The 18,673-nt window shown below is 70.0% G+C and carries 12 protein-coding genes; 8 read left to right on the forward strand and 4 right to left on the reverse strand.

The genetic code is table 11. The features are described 5' to 3' along the window. Positions 1–11 precede the first annotated feature (11 nt). Positions 12–449, forward strand: a complete 438-nt coding sequence (locus tag ACZ5ID_RS06350) for an SsgA family sporulation/cell division regulator (protein WP_468893939.1) — start codon at positions 12–14, stop codon at positions 447–449. Positions 450–508: 59 nt separating this feature from the next. On the opposite strand, the gene ACZ5ID_RS06355 is transcribed toward ACZ5ID_RS06350, so the two are convergent. Then, positions 509–1,843, reverse strand: a complete 1,335-nt coding sequence (locus tag ACZ5ID_RS06355) for a YibE/F family protein (protein WP_468893941.1) — start codon at positions 1,841–1,843, stop codon at positions 509–511. Between the two features lie 198 nt (positions 1,844–2,041). Here ACZ5ID_RS06355 and thiC point away from each other — a divergent pair, with 198 nt between their 5' ends. After that, positions 2,042–3,820: a phosphomethylpyrimidine synthase ThiC gene (gene thiC, locus ACZ5ID_RS06360; RefSeq protein WP_468893942.1), complete on the forward strand. Its 1,779-nt coding sequence runs from the start codon at positions 2,042–2,044 to the stop codon at positions 3,818–3,820. A 198-nt stretch (positions 3,821–4,018) separates the two neighbouring features. On the opposite strand, the gene ACZ5ID_RS06365 is transcribed toward thiC, so the two are convergent. From ACZ5ID_RS06365 to ACZ5ID_RS06375, 3 genes are all read right to left on the reverse strand, one after another. Next, positions 4,019–4,864: a hypothetical protein gene (locus ACZ5ID_RS06365; RefSeq protein ID WP_468893944.1), complete on the reverse strand. Its 846-nt coding sequence runs from the start codon at positions 4,862–4,864 to the stop codon at positions 4,019–4,021. Between the two features lie 172 nt (positions 4,865–5,036). Continuing rightward, positions 5,037–6,197 (reverse strand): metallophosphoesterase, encoded by a 1,161-nt coding sequence (locus ACZ5ID_RS06370; RefSeq protein ID WP_468894216.1) that lies wholly within the window; start codon positions 6,195–6,197, stop codon positions 5,037–5,039. A 160-nt stretch (positions 6,198–6,357) separates the two neighbouring features. Then, positions 6,358–7,536, reverse strand: coding sequence for a LacI family DNA-binding transcriptional regulator (locus tag ACZ5ID_RS06375; protein WP_468893946.1), 1,179 nt, complete (start codon positions 7,534–7,536; stop codon positions 6,358–6,360). 404 nt (positions 7,537–7,940) lie between these two features. Here ACZ5ID_RS06375 and hisC point away from each other — a divergent pair, with 404 nt between their 5' ends. The 6 genes from hisC to ACZ5ID_RS06405 all read left to right on the forward strand — a co-directional run bounded on the left by hisC (position 7,941) and on the right by ACZ5ID_RS06405 (position 18,668). After that, positions 7,941–9,020, forward strand: coding sequence for a histidinol-phosphate transaminase (gene hisC, locus ACZ5ID_RS06380; protein WP_468893948.1), 1,080 nt, complete (start codon positions 7,941–7,943; stop codon positions 9,018–9,020). Positions 9,021–9,478: 458 nt separating this feature from the next. Continuing rightward, complete coding sequence (locus ACZ5ID_RS06385; RefSeq protein WP_468893950.1) at positions 9,479–10,987, forward strand: cytochrome ubiquinol oxidase subunit I; 1,509 nt, start codon at positions 9,479–9,481, stop codon at positions 10,985–10,987. A gap of 18 nt (positions 10,988–11,005) precedes the next feature. Continuing rightward, a complete protein-coding gene (gene cydB, locus ACZ5ID_RS06390) occupies positions 11,006–12,007 on the forward strand; it encodes a cytochrome d ubiquinol oxidase subunit II (RefSeq protein ID WP_468893952.1) in 1,002 nt (333 codons plus the stop codon). Between the two features lie 76 nt (positions 12,008–12,083). Then, the gene (gene cydD, locus ACZ5ID_RS06395) at positions 12,084–15,605 is read left to right on the forward strand and encodes a thiol reductant ABC exporter subunit CydD (protein WP_468893954.1); all 3,522 of its coding nucleotides are present in this window, start codon (positions 12,084–12,086) and stop codon (positions 15,603–15,605) included. A 77-nt stretch (positions 15,606–15,682) separates the two neighbouring features. Next, positions 15,683–17,422: a GAF domain-containing sensor histidine kinase gene (locus tag ACZ5ID_RS06400; RefSeq protein WP_468893956.1), complete on the forward strand. Its 1,740-nt coding sequence runs from the start codon at positions 15,683–15,685 to the stop codon at positions 17,420–17,422. Between the two features lie 166 nt (positions 17,423–17,588). Continuing rightward, positions 17,589–18,668 (forward strand): M23 family metallopeptidase, encoded by a 1,080-nt coding sequence (locus ACZ5ID_RS06405; RefSeq protein ID WP_468893959.1) that lies wholly within the window; start codon positions 17,589–17,591, stop codon positions 18,666–18,668. Positions 18,669–18,673 lie beyond the last annotated feature (5 nt).

Here is an 18,673-nt window from a genome sequence, read left to right on the forward strand (position 1 = left end):
CAGCGGGGTAGATGATGCGTGAGGTCCTGGCAGAGGTCATGATGAGCTTTCTCGTCTCCGATGAGCTCTCCTTCAGGATCCCGGTGGAGCTCACCTACCGTGCCGACGATCCCTACGCGGTCCGGATGACCTTCTACCTCCCCGGCGACGAACCCGTGACCTGGACATTCGGACGGGAACTGCTGCTCGACGGCATCAACAGCCCCACCGGCGACGGCGATGTGCGCATCGAGCCCGCCGGAGCGGAGGAGCTCCGCGACGTCCACATCCACCTCCAGGTGGGCGGCGAGCGGGCGAACTTCCGGGCCGGAGCCGGTCCCCTGGTGGCGTTCCTCGACCGCACGGACAAGCTCGTCCCGCTCGGGCAGGAGCGCGCGACCGGCGACTTCGACGGACATCTGGACGAGGCGCTGGGACGGATCCTGGCCGAGGAGCAGAACGCGGGCTGAGAGCAGCCCAGTTGGCCGGGTCAGGCGCTCGGCTCTGGTCCGGGAGTCGGTGCCGGTGCCTACTTCTTGCGTCGCCGGCCCCGGCCGCCCCGCCCCGCCCCACGGGTCGCCACGGCCGGGCGGTCGGCGGAGACCACCAGCGCCGCGAGGGCCGTGGTGACCGGAACCGACGCCACCAGGCCGATCGAACCCACCAGCGTTCGGACGATCTCCTCGGCGACCAGCTCACTGTTGGCCACCGTCCCCACGCTGCTCTGCGCGATCGAGAACAGCAGCAACAGCGGGAGCGCCGCACCCGCGTACGCCAGGACCAGGGTGTTGACCACCGAGGCGATGTGATCGCGGCCGATCCGGATGGCGGCCCGGTACAGCCCGCGCGGGCCCATGCGCGGGTTGGCCTCGTGCAGCTCCCACACCGCCGACGTCTGGGTGACCGTCACATCGTCGAGCACCCCGAGCGAGCCGATGATCACGCCGGCCAGCAGCAGACCCGACATGTCGATGTCCGGGTAGAGCCCGTGGATCAGACCGGTGTTGTCGTCGGTGTTGCCGGTCAGCGAGGCCCAGCCGATGAAGAGCGACCCGAGCAGCCCGATCAGGACGAGCGAGACCAGCGTGCCGAGTACGGCGACCGAGGTACGCGCCGAGAGGCCGTGGCACATGTACAGCGCGATCAGCATGATCGCGCTCGACCCGACCACCGCGACCAGCAGCGGATTGGAGCCCTGGAGGATCGCCGGGAGGATGAACAGCGTCAGTACGGCGAACGAGACGACCAGCGCGACGAGAGCCATCACCCCGCGCAGCCGGCCCACGACCACCACCACGAGCGCGAAGATGCCCGCGAGCAGCGCCATCGGCAACCGCCGGTTCACATCGGTCACCGAGTACTGCAGATCGTGCGGGGCATCGGGGGCGTACGCGACGATCACGCCCTGCCCCTTGTGGAGTTGGCGCGGGGCGTCCGGCTGGACGATCTCGGTGAAGGTGCGGCCCTTCTCCTTGCCGCTGGTGACCTCGATGGTCGCCTTGGCGCACTGGCCCTGCCGGACATGCGAGCCCTCCTGGCCGCCGGGGGGCGAGGTGTCTCCGGCCGGCGGGGTCTGACCGGCGTTGACCGACTTGCAGTCGAGCTTCTGGAGGGCGACGACCTTGGCCTGTTGGGTCTGGCGGTCGAAGCCGACGCCGGTGCGCTGATGGGAAGGGGTACCGCCGGGCCACAACACCGCCAAACCCACGAGCACCGCGATGGAGAACGGAATCAGCACAGCGGCGATCACCTTGCGCAGGTGCTTGGAGACCGGCGTCGCGGGACCGTGGCTGTGCGTGTGCCCATGGGCGTGGCCGGGGGGATGGCCGGGGGAGCCTTCGGGGTGCTGCTCTGCTGACGTCACCACCCGATCATCGCAACAGCGGCGGGGCCCCTCTGTTCAGCGCGCTGGGGATGGCGCTAGCGTGGTGGCACCTTTGCACACGCGGGAGCTCGGAGCACCGGGCTGAGAGGGCGCTGAAAGCCGTACGAACCGTACGGAAGCGGCTGCGTCGACCGCCGAACCTGTTACCGGGTAATGCCGGCGTAGGGAGTAGGTCTCATGACCATTCAAGACGCACGCACGCCTGCCTCGAACCAGAACGAGGCCGGGAAGTCCATCGGCTGGCACAAGGGGTACGTCGAGGGCTCGCGCCCCGACCTCCGGGTGCCGGTGCGCCAGGTGCACCTCACCAACGGCAAGGACGTCACGCTGTACGACACGTCCGGGCCGTACACCGACCCGAACATCGAGACGGACGTCCGTCGCGGCCTCGCTCCCCTCCGGGAGAACTGGATCATCGCCCGCGGCGACACCGAGGAGTACGCGGGCCGGCCCGTCCGCCCCGAGGACGACGGCATCAAGCACACCTCCCCGCGCGGCGGACTGAAAAACCTCGACGCGGTGTTCCCGGGCCGCCCGCGCCAGCCGCGCCGGGGCCGCGACGGACAGGCCGTCACCCAGCTCGCGTACGCCCGCCGGGGCGAGATCACCCCGGAGATGGAGTACGTCGCGATCCGCGAGAACGTCTCCCCCGAGGTCGTCCGCGAGGAGATCGCGGCCGGACGGGCGGTGCTCCCCGCCAACATCAACCACCCCGAGATCGAGCCGATGATCATCGGCAAGCGGTTCCTGGTGAAGGTCAACGCCAACATCGGCAACTCCGCCGTCACCTCCTCCATCGAGGAGGAGGTGGACAAGATGACCTGGGCCACCCGCTGGGGCGCCGACACGGTCATGGACCTTTCCACCGGCCGCAACATCCACACCACCCGCGAGTGGGTGCTGCGCAACTCCCCTGTCCCGATCGGCACGGTGCCGCTCTACCAGGCGCTGGAGAAGGTCGACGGCCGCGCCGAGGAGCTGACCTGGGACATCTACAAGGACACGGTCATCGAGCAGGCCGAACAGGGCGTCGACTACATGACGGTCCACGCCGGGGTGCTCCTGCGTTACGTGCCGCTCACCGCGCGCCGCAAGACCGGCATCGTCTCGCGCGGCGGGTCGATCATGGCGGCATGGTGCCTGGCGCACCACAAGGAGTCGTTCCTGTACGAGAACTTCGAGGAGCTCTGCGAGATCCTCGCGGCCTACGACGTCACGTACTCCCTGGGCGACGGCCTGCGTCCGGGCTCCATCGCGGACGCCAACGACGAGGCGCAGTTCGCGGAGCTGCGCACGCTCGGTGAACTCAACACGATCGCCAAGCGCCACAACGTCCAGACGATGATCGAGGGTCCGGGCCATGTCCCGATGCACAAGATCAAGGAGAACATCGATCTCCAGCAGGAGATCTGCGAAGAGGCGCCGTTCTACACGCTCGGCCCCCTGACCACGGATGTCGCCCCCGCTTACGACCACATCACCTCGGGTATCGGCGCCGCGATGATCGCCTGGTGGGGCACCGCGATGCTCTGCTACGTCACGCCCAAGGAGCACCTGGGCCTGCCGAACCGCGACGACGTGAAGACGGGCGTCATCACCTACAAGATCGCGGCACACGCGGCCGACCTCGCCAAGGGTCACCCGGGCGCGCAGGACTGGGACGACGCGCTCTCCGACGCCCGCTTCGAGTTCCGCTGGGAGGACCAGTTCAATCTGGCCCTCGACCCGGACACCGCCCGGGAGTTCCACGACGAGACGCTGCCCGCGGAGCCTGCGAAGACCGCCCACTTCTGCTCGATGTGCGGGCCCAAGTTCTGCTCGATGAAGATCTCCCAGGACATCCGGCGTGAACACGGCGGAGATCTGGCGGCGGGGGACATCGAGGCCGGAATGGCGGAGAAGTCCGCGGAGTTCGCGGCGGCGGGCAACCGCGTCTATCTGCCGATCGCCGACTGACGTACGCACATACGTTTCACGTGAAACACGGGCCCGTTGGGGAGCTGTGTTTCACGTGAAACATGCGTAGGGGGATTCCAGCGCGGCCACGGCCATCTGCGCGATGAGAGTTCCGTGCGCGGGCCGTGGTTTCACGTGAAACGAACGGGGCGTCAGGACCCCGTTGGTTTCACGTGAAACACAGCGCCCTCAAACCGCTCACTCCGGCTGATGGTCGGAGCCCCCGAAGTCGGGACTGGTGAAGTCCGGGCTTGTGAAGCTGGGCCGGGTCCCCGTGGACGGATCGCCCGGACTGTCGAAATCGGGCCGGTCATAGCCGAGCGTGGGCATCCGGCCCGGTGTGCGGCGCGCCGGCGCACCCCGACCGGCGCCGGGGTCGGCCAGCGCCTCGCGCAGGAACGGGTAGATACCCCGCTCCACCAGGGCATGGCGCCATGCCTCCCGAGCCCGGGAGACCTCCTGGGCTCTCTCGTCGCCCACCTCGCTCTCCTCCGGCTCGGCGATGACCTGGGTGGACCCATTGCGTATCGCGGTCGTCAGAAGGCTGACCGCGGCGGCGAGAATCGCGGCTGCGGTGAGGGCGCCGAAGAACCAGCCCGCGGTGAGTAACGTGTCGGCGAAGGCGGGCTGCGGGTCGAGCATCTTGAGGATGTAACCCACCAGCAGGAAGATCGCGGCTGCGGTTCCGGCGAGGACCGGCGCGAGCACCGCGACGACCGCGCCGACGCCCGCTCCCGAGGTGGAATCCGGGCTGTCCACCACCGGAGGCGACATCACGGAGCCGCGTTCCGAGGTGAGCGCCGGCGTGGAGGGCGCACGTAGCTCCTCCCGCGCCCTGACGTAGTGGTCGTACTCGGCCGCCGCCGCGGCCGAGACGAGGGCACCCGCGTTGAGCACCATGGTGCGCAACTGCTCGGTGTTGAGCCGTACTCCTACACCGGCCAGCTCGGGCCGGTCGGGCGCGGTGCGCAGTGCGTCGTCGAGGATCCGCTCGAACTCCGGGCGGTCCTCGGTCAGCAGGTGCGGAGCGCTGTTCATGTGCATCCCCCGATGCTCCGTAGGGCCGGAAAGCCCGCCTGACGAACGGGCAATCGGGCGGAAACGGAGGAGAGCCTGCTACGGATAAGCCGATGGTAGAGCGGTTACGGCACGCGGTGACAGGGTGTTTCCGAAATCACCTTGCCACCGCACGAGCCGGTGCTTTCCCGATTACCCGTCAGTCATGCAGAGGCAACTGCACGACCAGCAGTTTTCCGGCCATGGTCACCCCACCGTCCATCGCGATGGCGAGACCGTCGGCGTACACATGCGGACCTTCCACGACCGGACGGGAGTCTTCCTCGCCGTCTTCGGTGCCCACTTCGCCCAGGAGGTAGGGGATCGGGCTGTGTCCGTGGACCACCCGCTGCCCGCCGTACGCCGAGAGCAGTTCGCGTGCGGCCTGGGGGCCGGACTCGTCGCGGAAGGCGAAGCGCTTGGTGAACTTGCGGAACAGATCCCAGCACTCGTCGGCGTCGTTGCGGGTCAGCAGCGCGTGCACGGTGTCGTTGACGGCCTCGATGGAGTCGCCGTAGTCCAGGTACGCGGTCGTGTCGGAGTGCATCAGCAGATGCCCGTCCTCCTGCTCGATGGCGTCGAGGCGGGACATCCACTGCAGATGGACGTCCTGGAGGCGGTCCATGTCGGCCTTCTGGCCGCCGTTGAGCAGCCAGGCGGCCTGGAAGGTGGCGGTGCCCGCGCCGGAGTTGACGGGGGTGTCGCCGAAGCGCTTGGCGCCGATCAGGAGCAGTTCGTGGTTGCCCATGAGGGCCTTGCAGTAGCCGCCGGCGGCTGCGGCCTCGGCGGACAGCCGCATCACCAGGTCGATGACGCCGATGCCGTCGGGGCCGCGGTCGGTGAAGTCGCCGAGGAACCAGAGACGGGCGTTGCCCGCGGCCCAGTTGCCGTCGACGTCGATCAGCCCCTGCTCGCGCAGGGCGGCCAGGAGTTCGTCGAGATAGCCGTGGACGTCACCCACGACGAAGAGCGGTCCCAGACCGTCCGGCAGGGGTGCCGGAGCGGGCTCGCTCTCCACCCGGACCTGCACGGTGTCCCCCCGGTTGATCACCGGGAGGTCGCGTGCGGTCGGGGTGTAGCCCTCGGGCGGCCCGTCATCCGGAAAGACGTTCCCCGGGTGGATCTCCGCGGGGTACGGCTCCGTCGGCTGCACGGGCACGGGCGGGTGCGGCGGTGGAGGCATCTCCACGGGTGGGGGCGGCGGGGGGACCGGCGCGGACTGCGCGGGAGCCTGCGCGTACGGAGGCACCCGGAAGTCACGCAACGTCTCCGTCCGCTCGGGTCCCTGACCGGCCCCCTGAGTCATCGACCCCTCCACCACCGTCGCGCCGCCGTACACCGTAGGACCCCCCTGGTCGGGCGGGGATCCGTGGTGTCGTGCGCCCATCATAGGAATGCGGCCCGTGCTGTGTGACGCACCAGGGGTGGTGAATCCCGGTGCGCCCTTGGTTCAACGGTGGTTATGTCCTCAATGTGATGGTCTAGTCCTGGTCCGCATCGCTGTCGGGGCTCCTGTCCGGCACGTTGGGGTCCTGGTTGAGTCCCCTGCGGGGTTCCGCGACGGGAGACCGCGGGGGACTGACCGTCGTCCGCGGCGACCGGCGTTGCGACGAGGTACGGACGATGAGTTCGGTCGGTATCACCTGCTCGATCGGGTGACCGTGGTCGATGCCTTCGATGGCGTCGATGAGCAGTTGGACGACGGCCGTGCCGATGCGCCGGGGCTTGAGGGAGAGCGTGGTGATGGGCGGTTCGGTGGTCGCGTACACGGTGGACTCGCTGCAGCAGACGAGCAGCAGGTCCTCGGGCACCCGCAGTCCGTATCTGCGGGCGGCTGCCAGCAGATCGGTGCCGTTGGGGTCGAACAGTCCGTACACGGCGTCGGGCCGGTCCGGGCGGGCGAGCAGCCGGTCGGCCGCGACGGCGCCCGCGCACGGATCGTGGGCGGGGTAGGACTCGTAGACGGGGTCCTGCCCGACCCTTTCGCACCAGCGCAGATAGGCCTCGGTGGAGAGACGGGTATAGGTGTCGGTGGTGGTGCCGGTGAGGAGGCCGATCCGGCGGGCGCCGGCGTCGGCGAGATGGTCGAGCAGTTCGAGGACGGCGGCCTCGTGGTCGTTGTCGACCCACGCGGTCACCGGCAGTGAACCCGCCGGACGGCCGTCGGAGACCACGGGAAGGCCCTGGCGGACCAGTTCGGTGACCAGGGGGTCCTGGTCGGAGGGGTCGATCACGACGGTGCCGTCGAGAGCGACGTTCGACCACACGTCCGCTGGGCTGCGGCGTGAGGTGGCGGGCAGGATGACGAGGGCGTACCCGCGCGCCAGTGCGGCGGATGTCGCGGCCCTCGCCATCTCGGCGAAGTAGGCGAACTCGGTGAAGGTGAAAGGTTCATCCCCGTAGGTCGTCACGGTCAGGCCGATGAGGCCCGACTTTCCGGTACGGAGCGTGCGGGCCGCTGCGGATGGGCGATAGCCCAGCCGGTCTGCGACCTCGCGGACGTGGCGGCGGGTGGCGTCGGGGAGCCGGCCCTTGCCGTTGAGCGCGTCTGAGACGGTCGTGATGGAGACACCGGCTGCGGCGGCCACGTCCCGAATGCCCGCCCGCCCCAGCCGGCGACCGGTTGACCGGCTCACCTGGTGCTTCCCTGCTGCTGTCATGGCGAGCCGATAGTAGGGCGAGGGGGGATGGTTGGACCGCGTGCATATGCACGCGTTGACAGGCACGTTTCTGCATGATCAATAGCGGCTAATGGCCTTGTATTCCAAGGGAGTTGGAGGCAGCGACGTTCCAGTGGCGGTTGTCGATCGGTGGGCAGCTGCCGAATGCCCGATGTTTCGAAGCGGTCTCAACTCACCTGCACGAGGGATGCGCGCCACGGCGCGAGCCACCGGCGCACGGCTTCGACGGGGGAGCGCTCCCCCTTTCGCGCGCTCACGTCCCCCCGGCCCCGACGAGCACGACCGCCCGCACCCGGAGGATGCCCACGGCTCTTCGCAGGGGCGCCGAATCCTCATAAGGTGAGCAGTATTCGTACGGACGGATTGGTCGAGGAGGACCTGCGGTGAGCGAGACGAGCCCCAAGCTGCGCGCCGAGCTGGACGGCATCCCCACCTACAAGCCAGGCAGGCCCGCCGCCGCCGGCGGTCCCGTCGCGTACAAGCTGTCCTCCAACGAGAACCCGTACCCGCCGCTGCCGGGCGTGATGGAGAGCGCCGTCGCCGCAGCCGGGAACTTCAACCGCTACCCCGACATGGCGTGCACCGGTCTGATGAACGAGCTGGCCGACCGCTTCGGCGTGCCGCTCACCCACCTCGCCACCGGCACCGGCTCGGTCGGGGTCGCGCAGCAGCTGCTCCAGGCCACCTCCGGCCCCGGTGACGAGGTCATCTACGCCTGGCGCTCCTTCGAGGCGTACCCGATCATCACCCAGGTCAGCGGCGCGACGTCCGTGCAGGTGCCGCTGACCCCGGGGGATGTGCACGACCTGGACGCCATGGCCGAGGCGGTCACCGACCGGACCCGGCTGATCTTCGTCTGCAACCCGAACAACCCGACCGGCACCGTGGTCCGCCGGGCGGAGCTGGAACGATTCCTCGACCGTGTGCCGTCCGATGTGCTGGTCGTCCTGGACGAGGCGTACAAGGAGTTCGTCCGCGACGCCGAGGTGCCGGACGGGCTGGAGATCTACCGCGACCGCCCGAACGTGGCGGTGCTGCGCACCTTCTCCAAGGCGTACGGGCTCGCCGGGCTGCGGATCGGTTTCGCCGTCGCCCATGAGCCGGTGGCCGCGGCGCTGCGCAAGACGGCCGTCCCCTTCGGCGTCAGCCAGGTCGCCCAGGACGCCGCGGTCGCCTCCCTGCGCGCCGAGGACGAACTGCTCGGCCGCGTGGGCGCGCTGGTCGGTGAGCGCGCCCGGGTGTACGAGGGTCTGCTCGGCCAGGGCTGGACCGTGCCGGAGACGCAGGCGAACTTCGTCTGGCTGCGCCTCGGCGAGCGGACGGCGGAGTTCGCGCAGGCCTGTGAGGCGGCGGGCGTGGTGGTCCGGCCGTTCGCGGGTGAGGGCGTGCGCGTCACGATCGGCGAGACCGAGGCCAACGACCTCTTCCTGAAGGTGGCCGAGGGCTTCCGCAAGGCGTACTAGGACTGCCCCGCGGGTCCGGTCGCGAGCGGGACGCCGTTCGCGCCGGACCCGGTCCGTGAGGTCTCCGAGCCCTGGGCCGGGCCCTGGAGGCCGGTGCGCCCGCACGCGGTCGCCGGTGCGGGCGGTGGTCGGCAGCCGGGCATCCCCGCCGCCCCGGCCCACGACCATGCCCGCGCTCCCCAGAGGGCATCCGTCACCGTGCGTGACCGGCCTCGAGCCCTGCGGGAGCGTCGGCGTGCCGCTCTCGGCCCTGAACGCGACCGTGCCGGGCGCTGGCCAGACGCCCCCGCGACCCTGGCGCATAGAGGTCCCCCCCGGATTGAAGCTCCGGAAGCATGTGCGACATAATGCTTGTGAATGTGAACGCGTTCACAAGCGTGTCCCGCTTCATCCCGTAATCGGTGGGATCAGAGGGGCAAAGCGCCGCTGTGATCACGGCGATGTAAGGAGATGACGTTGTGAATCTGGCTCTGGCGCCGGAAACACTGGCGCGATGGCAGTTCGGCATCACCACCGTCTACCACTTCCTCTTCGTCCCCCTCACGATCTCGCTGGCCGCGCTCACCGCGGGGCTGGAGACCGCGTGGGTGCGGACCGAGAACGAGAAGTACCTCAGGGCGACGAAGTTCTGGGGCAAGCTCTTCCTGATCAACATCGCGATGGGTGTCGTCACCGGCATCGTCCAGGAGTTCCAGTTCGGCATGAACTGGTCCGACTACTCGCGGTTCGTGGGTGACATCTTCGGCGCCCCGCTCGCCTTCGAGGCGCTCATCGCCTTCTTCTTCGAGTCGACCTTCATCGGTCTGTGGATCTTCGGCTGGGACAAGCTGCCGAAGAAGATCCACCTCGCCTGCATCTGGATGGTCTCGATCGGCACCATCCTTTCCTCGTACTTCATCCTGGCCGCCAACTCCTGGATGCAGCACCCGGTCGGCTACACGATCAACAAGGCCCGCGGGCGTGCCGAGCTCACCGACTTCTGGCAGGTGCTGACGCAGGACACCACCCTGGTCGTCGTCTTCCACACGCTCACCGCGGCCTTCCTCACCGGTGGCGCGTTCATGGTCGGCGTCTCCGCCATCCACCTCCGTCGCAAGAAGCACATCCCCGTGATGCGCACCTCGCTCCGGCTCGGCCTGGTCACGCTGGTCGTGGGCGGACTGCTCACAGCCGTCAGCGGCGACCAGCTCGGCAAGGTCATGTTCAAGCAGCAGCCCATGAAGATGGCGGCGGCCGAGGCACTCTGGGACGGCGAGAAGTCGGCGCCCTTCTCGATATTCGCCTACGGAGACGTGGCCAAGGGGCACAACAGCGTCGAGATCTCGGTCCCGGGCGTGCTCTCCTTCCTCGCCGACAACAACTTCTCCTCGTACGTCCCCGGCATCAACGACGTCAACAAGCAGGAGCAGCAGAAGTACGGGCCGGGCGACTACCGGCCCAACATCCCGGTCACCTTCTGGGGCTTCCGCTGGATGATCGGCTTCGGGATGGCGTCCTTCGCCATCGGAGCCGTCGGCCTCTGGCTCACACGTAAGAAGTTCCTGCTGGCACCCGGACTGCGGACCGGCGACGACGAGGTGCCGCATCTGGTCCTCTTCCGGAACAAGACGCTCAGCACCCGGCTGACCGGCTGGTACTGGTTCACCGCCATCTGGACCCTCGGTTTCCCGCTGATCGCCAACTCCTGGGGCTGGATCTTCACCGAGATGGGCCGTCAGCCCTGGGTCGTCTACGGCGTACTGCGCACCAGGGACGCGGTCTCCCCCGGTGTCTCGCAGGGCGAGGTCCTCACCTCGATGATCGTCTTCACCCTGCTCTACGCCGTGCTCGCGGTGATCGAGGTACGGCTGCTCGTGAAGTACGTCAAGGCCGGACCGCCCGAGCTCACCGAGTCCGACCTGAACCCGCCCACCAAGATCGGCGGGGACGACCGCGACCCCGACCGGCCGATGGCCTTCTCGTACTGAGGCTGAGGAGACAGAGGCATGGAACTCCACGACGTCTGGTTCGTACTCATCGCCGTCCTGTGGACCGGCTACTTCTTCCTGGAGGGCTTCGACTTCGGAGTCGGCATCCTCACGAAGCTGCTGGCCCGTGACCGCACGGAGAAGCGGGTCCTGATCAACACGATCGGGCCGGTCTGGGACGGCAACGAGGTGTGGCTGCTCACCGCCGGCGGCGCGACCTTCGCCGCCTTCCCCGAGTGGTACGCCACGCTCTTCTCCGGCTTCTATCTGCCGCTGCTGATCATCCTGGTCTGTTTGATCGTGCGCGGGGTGGGCTTCGAGTACCGCGCGAAGCGGCCCGAGGAGAAGTGGCAGCGCAACTGGGAGGAGGCCATCTTCTGGACCTCGCTCATCCCGGCGTTCCTGTGGGGTGTGGCCTTCGGCAACATCGTGCGCGGAGTGAAGATCGACGCGCACAAGGAGTACGTGGGCACCTTCTGGGACCTGCTCAACGGGTACTCGATCCTCGGCGGTCTGGTGACGCTGTTCCTGTTCACCTTCCACGGCTCGGTCTTCACGTCCCTGAAGACCGTCGGAGAGATCCGCGAGCGGTCGCGGGCGCTGGCGCTGAAGCTGGGACTGGCCACCGCCGTGCTGGCGCTCGCCTTCCTCATCTGGACGCAGACATCGCGCGGTGACACCAAGAGCCTGGTCGCGATGGTGATCGCGGTCGTCGCCCTGGTCGGCGCGATCGCGGCGATCAAGGTGGGCCGCGAAGGCTGGTCGTTCGCCCTGTCCGGCATCACGATCGCGGCGGCCGTGGCGATGCTCTTCCTGACGCTCTTCCCGAACGTCATGCCGTCCTCGCTGCACGAGGAGTGGAACCTCACGGTCTCCAACGCCTCCTCCAGCCCCTACACGCTGAAGATCATGACCTGGTGCGCGGGCATCGCGACCCCGGTGGTGCTCCTCTACCAGGGCTGGACGTACTGGGTCTTCCGCAAGCGGATCGGCACCCAGCACATCGCCGACGCGCACTGAGTCCGCCCGGAGGGTGTGTTTCACGTGAAACACACCCTCTCCCCGGGCCCCCTGACCCTTCGAGGGGATGTTTCACGTGAAACCGATCGACCCGCGACTGTTCCGATATGCCTCGGCCACCCGTCGCTTCCTCGCTGCCGTGGTCGCTCTCGGCCTGGTCGGCGCGGGACTGGTCATCGCCCAGGCGATGCTCATCGCCGAGATCGTGGTGGGGGCGTTCCAGGACGACCTGGGCGCCGGGGGACTGCGGACGCCTCTGCTGCTGCTCGGAGCGGTCGCGGCCGGACGGGGGCTGGTGTCCTGGCTGACCGAGCTGGCGGCCCACCGGGCGAGCGCGGCGGTCAAGTCGGAGCTGCGGGGCAGGTTGCTGGAGCGGGCCGCGCGGCTGGGACCGGAGTGGCTGAGCGGACAGCGGACCGGTTCGCTCGTTGCGCTCGCCACCCGCGGCGTGGACGCGCTCGACGACTACTTCTCGCGCTATCTGCCGCAGTTGGGGCTCGCCGTCGTGGTCCCCGTGGCGGTATTGGCCAGGATCGTGACCGAGGACTGGGTGTCGGCGGCGACCATTGTCGTCACCCTGCCGCTCATCCCGCTGTTCATGGCGCTCATCGGCTGGGCCACCCAGGCGCAGACGGACCGCCAGTGGCATCTCCTGTCCCGGTTGTCGGGGCACTTCCTGGACGTGGTCGCCGGGCTGCCGACGCTGAAGGTGTTCGGCCGGGCCAAGGCACAGGCCGAGTCCATCCGGAAGATCACCACCGAGTACCGCCGGGCCACGCTGAAGACCCTGCGGATCGCGTTCCTGTCGTCGTTCGCCCTGGAGCTCCTCGCCACGCTGTCGGTGGCGCTGGTGGCCGTCGGCATCGGTATGCGCCTGGTCCACGGCGATCTGGACCTCTACACCGGGCTGGTGATCCTGGTCCTCGCCCCTGAGGCGTATCTGCCGCTGCGGCAGGTGGGCGCGCAGTACCACGCGGCGGCCGAGGGGCTGTCGGCCGCCGAGGAGATCTTCGCGGTACTGGAGACTCCGGTGCCCGGGGGCGGGACGGGCGCGGTGCCGTCCGGTCCGGTCCGGATCGAGATCGACGGGGTGACAGTCCGCCACCCCGGACGCGGCGAACCGTCGCCAGCCGCTGCCTCCTTGACGGTGGAGCCCGGCCAGACCGTGGCGCTGACCGGGCCGAGCGGGGTCGGGAAGTCGACCCTCCTCGGCGCGGTGCTGGGGTTCGTGGCGCCGGACGAGGGGCGGATCCGGATCTCCGGCACCGATCTGAGCGAGCTCTCTCTGGAGCAGTGGCACGAGCGGGTCGCCTGGGTGCCGCAACGGCCTCATCTGTTCGCCGGGACGATCGCGGAGAACGTACGCCTCGCACGACCGGACGCGGACGACACGGCGGTACGCGACGCCCTGCGGGACGCGGGTGCCCTGGAGTTCGTCACCGCGCTGCCGGACGGCCCGGCCACCGAGCTCGGGGAGGGCGGAGCGGGCCTCTCGGCCGGGCAGCGCCAACGACTGGCACTGGCCAGGGCGTTCCTCGCGGACCGGCCGGTGCTGCTGCTCGACGAGCCCACGGCCGCGCTGGACGGCGCGACCGAGGCGGGCATCGTCGACGCGGTACGGAGACTGTCGGCGGGCCGCACCGTACTGCTGGTGGTCCACCGCCCCGCTCTCCTGGCGGTCGCGGACCGGGTGGTGGAGCTGCGGCCCGGCACAGAACGTGACGCCACGGCGCGGGAGGCGGCCGGAGAACGCGGTGACGTGGTCACCGCGACTTCCCCTGCCGCTGCTCCCGGCCCGGCCGATCGCACCCCCGGCCCCGCTTCTTCCGCTTCGGCCGCCTCCCACGACGTGCTCGCGCGCGTGCGCGGAGCCGCCGAGGGACTGCGCGGACGCCTCGCGCTGGCGCTGCTGCTGGGGGCCTTGGCGTTCGGGTCGGCCGTGGGCCTCATGGCGGTCTCCGGGTGGCTCATCTCGCGCGCCTCCGAGCAGCCGCCGGTGCTGTATCTGATGGTGGCCGTGACGGCGACCCGGGCGTTCGGTATCGGGCGGGCCGTCTTCCGGTACGCCGAGCGGCTGGTCTCCCACGACGCCGTCCTGCGAATGCTGGCGGAGGTACGCGTCGCGGTGTACCGCAGGCTGGAGCGGATCGCCCCGGCGGGGCTGCGCTCCACCCGGCGCGGTGATCTGCTGTCCCGGCTGGTCGCGGATGTGGACCAGCTCCAGGACTACTGGCTGCGCTGGGCGCTGCCCGCCGCCGTGGCCGTGCTGGTCTCCGTGGCCAGTGCCGGCTTCACCGCCTGGCTGCTGCCCGAGGCGGGATTGGTGCTCGCGATCGGGTTGCTGATCGCCGGGGTCGCCGTACCGATGGTCAGCGGCGCCTGCGCACGCCGCGCCGAACGGCAACTCGCCTCGGCGCGCGGACTCCTGGCCACCCGGGTGACCGACCTGCTCACCGGTACGGGGGAGCTGACGGTGGCCGGCGCGCTCGGCCGCCGTACCCGTGAGGTGAAGGACGCCGACTCGGTACTCACCAAGATCGCGTCGAGGACCGCCGCCGCCATCGCGCTCGGCGGCGGTCTCTCCGCGCTGACCTGCGGACTGACCGTCGTGGCCGCCGCTCTCGTCGGGGTACAGGCGGTCGCCGCCGGACGGCTGGACGGGGTGTGCCTCGCCGTCGTGGTCCTGGTGCCGCTGGCCGCCTTCGAAGCCGTCAACGGGCTGCCGCTTGCCGTACAGGCGCGTCAACGGGTCCGGCGGAGCGCGGAGCGGGTGTACGAGGTGCTCGACGCTCCCGTACCGGTACGGGAGCCGGAGCACCCGACCACCGCGCCCGCGTCGCCCTTCCCGCTGGAGCTGCGGGGACTGGCCGCCCGCCACGAAGGACAGAGCCGGGACGCGCTGGGCGACTTCTCGCTGACGCTCACCCCGGGCAGGCGGGTCGCCGTCGTCGGCACCTCGGGGTCCGGCAAGACCACCCTCGCCCAGGTGCTGCTGCGCTTCCTGGACGCGCGCGAGGGCACGTACCGCATCGGCGGGAAAGACGTTTCGGCGCTCGCGGGCGACGACGTCCGTGAGCTGGTCGGCCTCTGCGCCCAGGACGCCCACATCTTCGACAGCTCCGTACGCGAGAACCTTCGGCTCGCCCGTACCGGCGCGGACGATGACGCGCTGTGCGACGCGCTGGCGGCGGCGCGGCTGCTCGACTGGGTGGACTCCCTGCCCGACGGTCTCGACACACTCGTCGGGGAGCACGGCGCCCGCCTCTCGGGCGGCCAGCGCCAGCGTCTCGCCCTGGCCCGTGCGCTCCTCGCCGACTTCCCGGTGCTCGTCCTGGACGAGCCGGCCGAACACTTGGACCTGGCGACGGCCGACGCGCTCACGGCGGACCTGCTCCGGGCGACCGAGGGCCGGACGACCGTGCTGATCACCCACCGGCTGCGCGGCCTCGACGCCGTGGACGAGGTGGTGGTCCTCTCCGAGGGGCGGGTGGTGCAGCGCGGGACGTACGACGCGCTCGCCCTGGTCGACGGGGAGCTGCGGCGGATGCTGGAGCGTGAGCGGGCCAGCGATCTCCTTCAGGAGGCCCGCCCGGCCTGAGAACCCTTCAGGGATCCATGCCCCAAGTCACTAAGTTCGACTTTCCTCACCAAATGGGACTAATTAGGCTCAGGGGCATGTCAGTGCCGGACCCGAAGGACCCCCAGGACTCCAAGGACATCAAGGACCCCGACGCGCTCGAAGCGGCGGCCCTCGCCACCCGGAGCCTCCAGGGGCTGTCCACCGAGCTCACCGCGCGCGTACCGCAGCTGCTGGAGGCGATGCGTTCCGTCGGTACCGGCCTGGAACTGCACTCCACCCTCGACCGGATCTGTGAGACCGCCGCCGAGCTGGCCGGCGCCCGGTACGCGGCGATCGGGGTCGTCGCCGAGACGGGCACGGGACTCTCCGACTTCGTGACGTATGGCGTGAGCTTCGAGGAGGCCGCCGCCATCGGGCGCCGCCCGGACGGCCACCGGGGGCTGCTCGGCCGGCTGATCCGGCACGCCGAGCCACTGCGGCTCACCGACCTCTCCGCAGACCCGCACTTTGCCGGCCTCCCCGCCCACCATCCGCCGATGCGGACGTTCCTCGGAGTCCCCATCCAAGTGCAGGGTGAGATCTTCGGGAACCTGTATCTCACCGAGAAGAGGGGCGGGGCGGACTTCAACGACTACGACCTGCACATGCTCCGGGTGCTGGCCACCGAGGCGGGGATCGCCATCGGCAATGCCCGGCTGTACGAGGCGGCGCGACAGCGCGAGCGGTGGATCGACGGATCGGTCGCCGTCACCACCGCGCTGCTCTCGGGGGGCGACGCGGACGACGCCCTGGAGGTCGTTGCCGAACAGGCCCGCCACCTCGCGGACTCCGCCGCCGGAATCGTGCTGCTGCCCGCGGAGGAGGGCGGCCTGGAGATCGTCGCCGTCTCCACCGACGACCCCGGCTCGACGCTGGGCGTGGTGATCCCACCGGAGAGCCCGGTCGTCGCCACGCTGCTGGAGGGCGAGGCGGTCTTCATGGACGACGCGGCGACCGACGCCAGGATGATCACCAAACTCGCCGAGCGGTACGGCCCCAGCATGATGCTTCCCCTGCACAGCGGTGGCCGGGTGCTGGGCGCCCTCGCCACTCCGCGCGCGCGGGGAGGCCGCCCGTTCACCGAGGCGGAACGGACGTTGGCGACCCAGTTCGCCTCGCAGGCGGCGCTCGCCCTGATGATGGCGGAGGCACAGCGCGACCGGGAGCGCCTTGCCGTCTACGAGGACCGCGACCGGATCGCCCGGGACCTCCACGACCTGGTCATCCAACGGCTCTTCGCCACCGGGATGATGCTGGAGGGCGCCCAGCGCCAGTCCATCGTGCCCGAGGTGCAGCGGGGCGTCGGCAAGGCCGTCGACGAGCTGGACGTGACGATCCAGGAGATCCGCACCGCGATCTTCGCGCTCCAGCAGGAACCCGCCGAGGTGCCGTCCGGGCTCCGCACCCGGGTACTGCGGGAAATCAACATGGCGGCGGTGCCGCTCGGCTTCAAGCCCGCGCACCGTTTCGTCGGCCCGGTCGACGCACTGGTCGGCGAAGTGACCGGCAAGAACCTCATCGCGGCTCTGCGGGAGGCGCTGTCCAACGCTTTCCGGCACGCCGAGGCCTCGTCCATCGAGGTCGTCGTGGACGCCACCGTGCAGCTCCCGGACGGCAGTCAGGGCGTGCGGCTCACCGTCGCGGACAACGGCGTCGGCATCCCCGAGGGAGGCCGTCGCAGCGGACTGCGCAACCTACGGCGGCGGGCGGAGGCGCTGGGCGGCTCCAGTACGTACGGGCCCGGCACCGGGAAGGACGGCGGCGGGACGACAGTGGTGTGGGAGGCGCCCCTGTAAGGGCGGGAGCACGAGCGGGGGCAGGCGCGGATTCGGTTCACCGCCTGCTCCCGAAAGCGCCAGGAGTCGTCTCCTTCCCGCGTCTGTACGCCACTCGGGGGGAGCGGCCCCCGGGCCAGAGGTGTGTTTCACGTGAAACATGCCTCGGCCGCGCGACGATCCGGGGATGCGTCTCGGACATCCGTGCAGGGCTCTCGCTCTGGTCCTGTGTGTGCTCGCCGGGCCGCTCACGTCCGCCGCCAGAGCGGCCGACGACCCCGATGTGCCCCGCACCAGTGCGACGGTGGCACGGCTCCTTCGGGACGCCGCCCAGGCGACCACTGCGTATGAGCAGGGCAGACGCGCGGCGGAGACTCAGCGGGCGAAGGCGGAGTGGCTCGACCGGCTGCTTGCCGACCGCAGGCGTGACCTCGTACGGCTCCATGACGACCTGGGCCGGGTGGCCCGTGCGCAGTACCGGACCGGCGGGGACATCGCGTACACCGCGCAGTTGTTGCTCGCGGACGACCCCGATGAGCTGATGCGCGGTCAGCGTCTGGCGTGGCAGGCGGACATGGCTGTGACGCGGCTCTACAGGAAGGCGCGCCGGGCGGAAGGGGGGCTCACGTCCGCCCAGCGCAGGGCGCAGGACGCCTGGCGGGACCTCGCGGACCGCAGGGACCGACTGGAAGACCTCAGGAAGTCCCTCTCCGCCCGCCTGGAGGAGGCGCGCTGGGAGCTTCAGGGCGAGGCCGACCGGAGCGTCGCGGCGGGCCAGTGCCGCGGTGCCGTACGCCTGGAGGAGCCGCCGGGTTCCCGCCCCGCGAGTGCCTGGACGGCTCCCGTGGATACGTACCGGTTGTCGGCGGGCTTCGACAGCGCGGGCGAGCACTGGGCCCAGCGCCACACGGGTCAGGACTTCGCCGTGGACATCGGCACCCCGGTACGGGCGGTGGGCGCGGGCCGGGTCGTCTCCGTGTCGTGCGGCGGCGGCTTCGGGATCGAGGTCGTCATCGGGCACCCCGGCGGCTACTACTCGCAGTACGCGCATCTGGCGGCGGTCGCCGTGGACCAGGGTGAGCGGGTGAGCACCGGACAGTGGATCGGCCAGGCCGGCACCACCGGCAACTCGACCGGCCCGCACCTCCACTTCGAGATCCGGCTCACCCCCGAGATGGGCTCGGCGGTCGACCCGATGCGGTGGCTGAGCGAGCACGGGGTGGCACTGCGCGGCAACGCCGCCGAGCCGGAACCGGACGAGTCGTGACCGGT

The sequence above is a fragment of the Streptomyces sp. NPDC031670 genome (assembly GCF_055580545.1).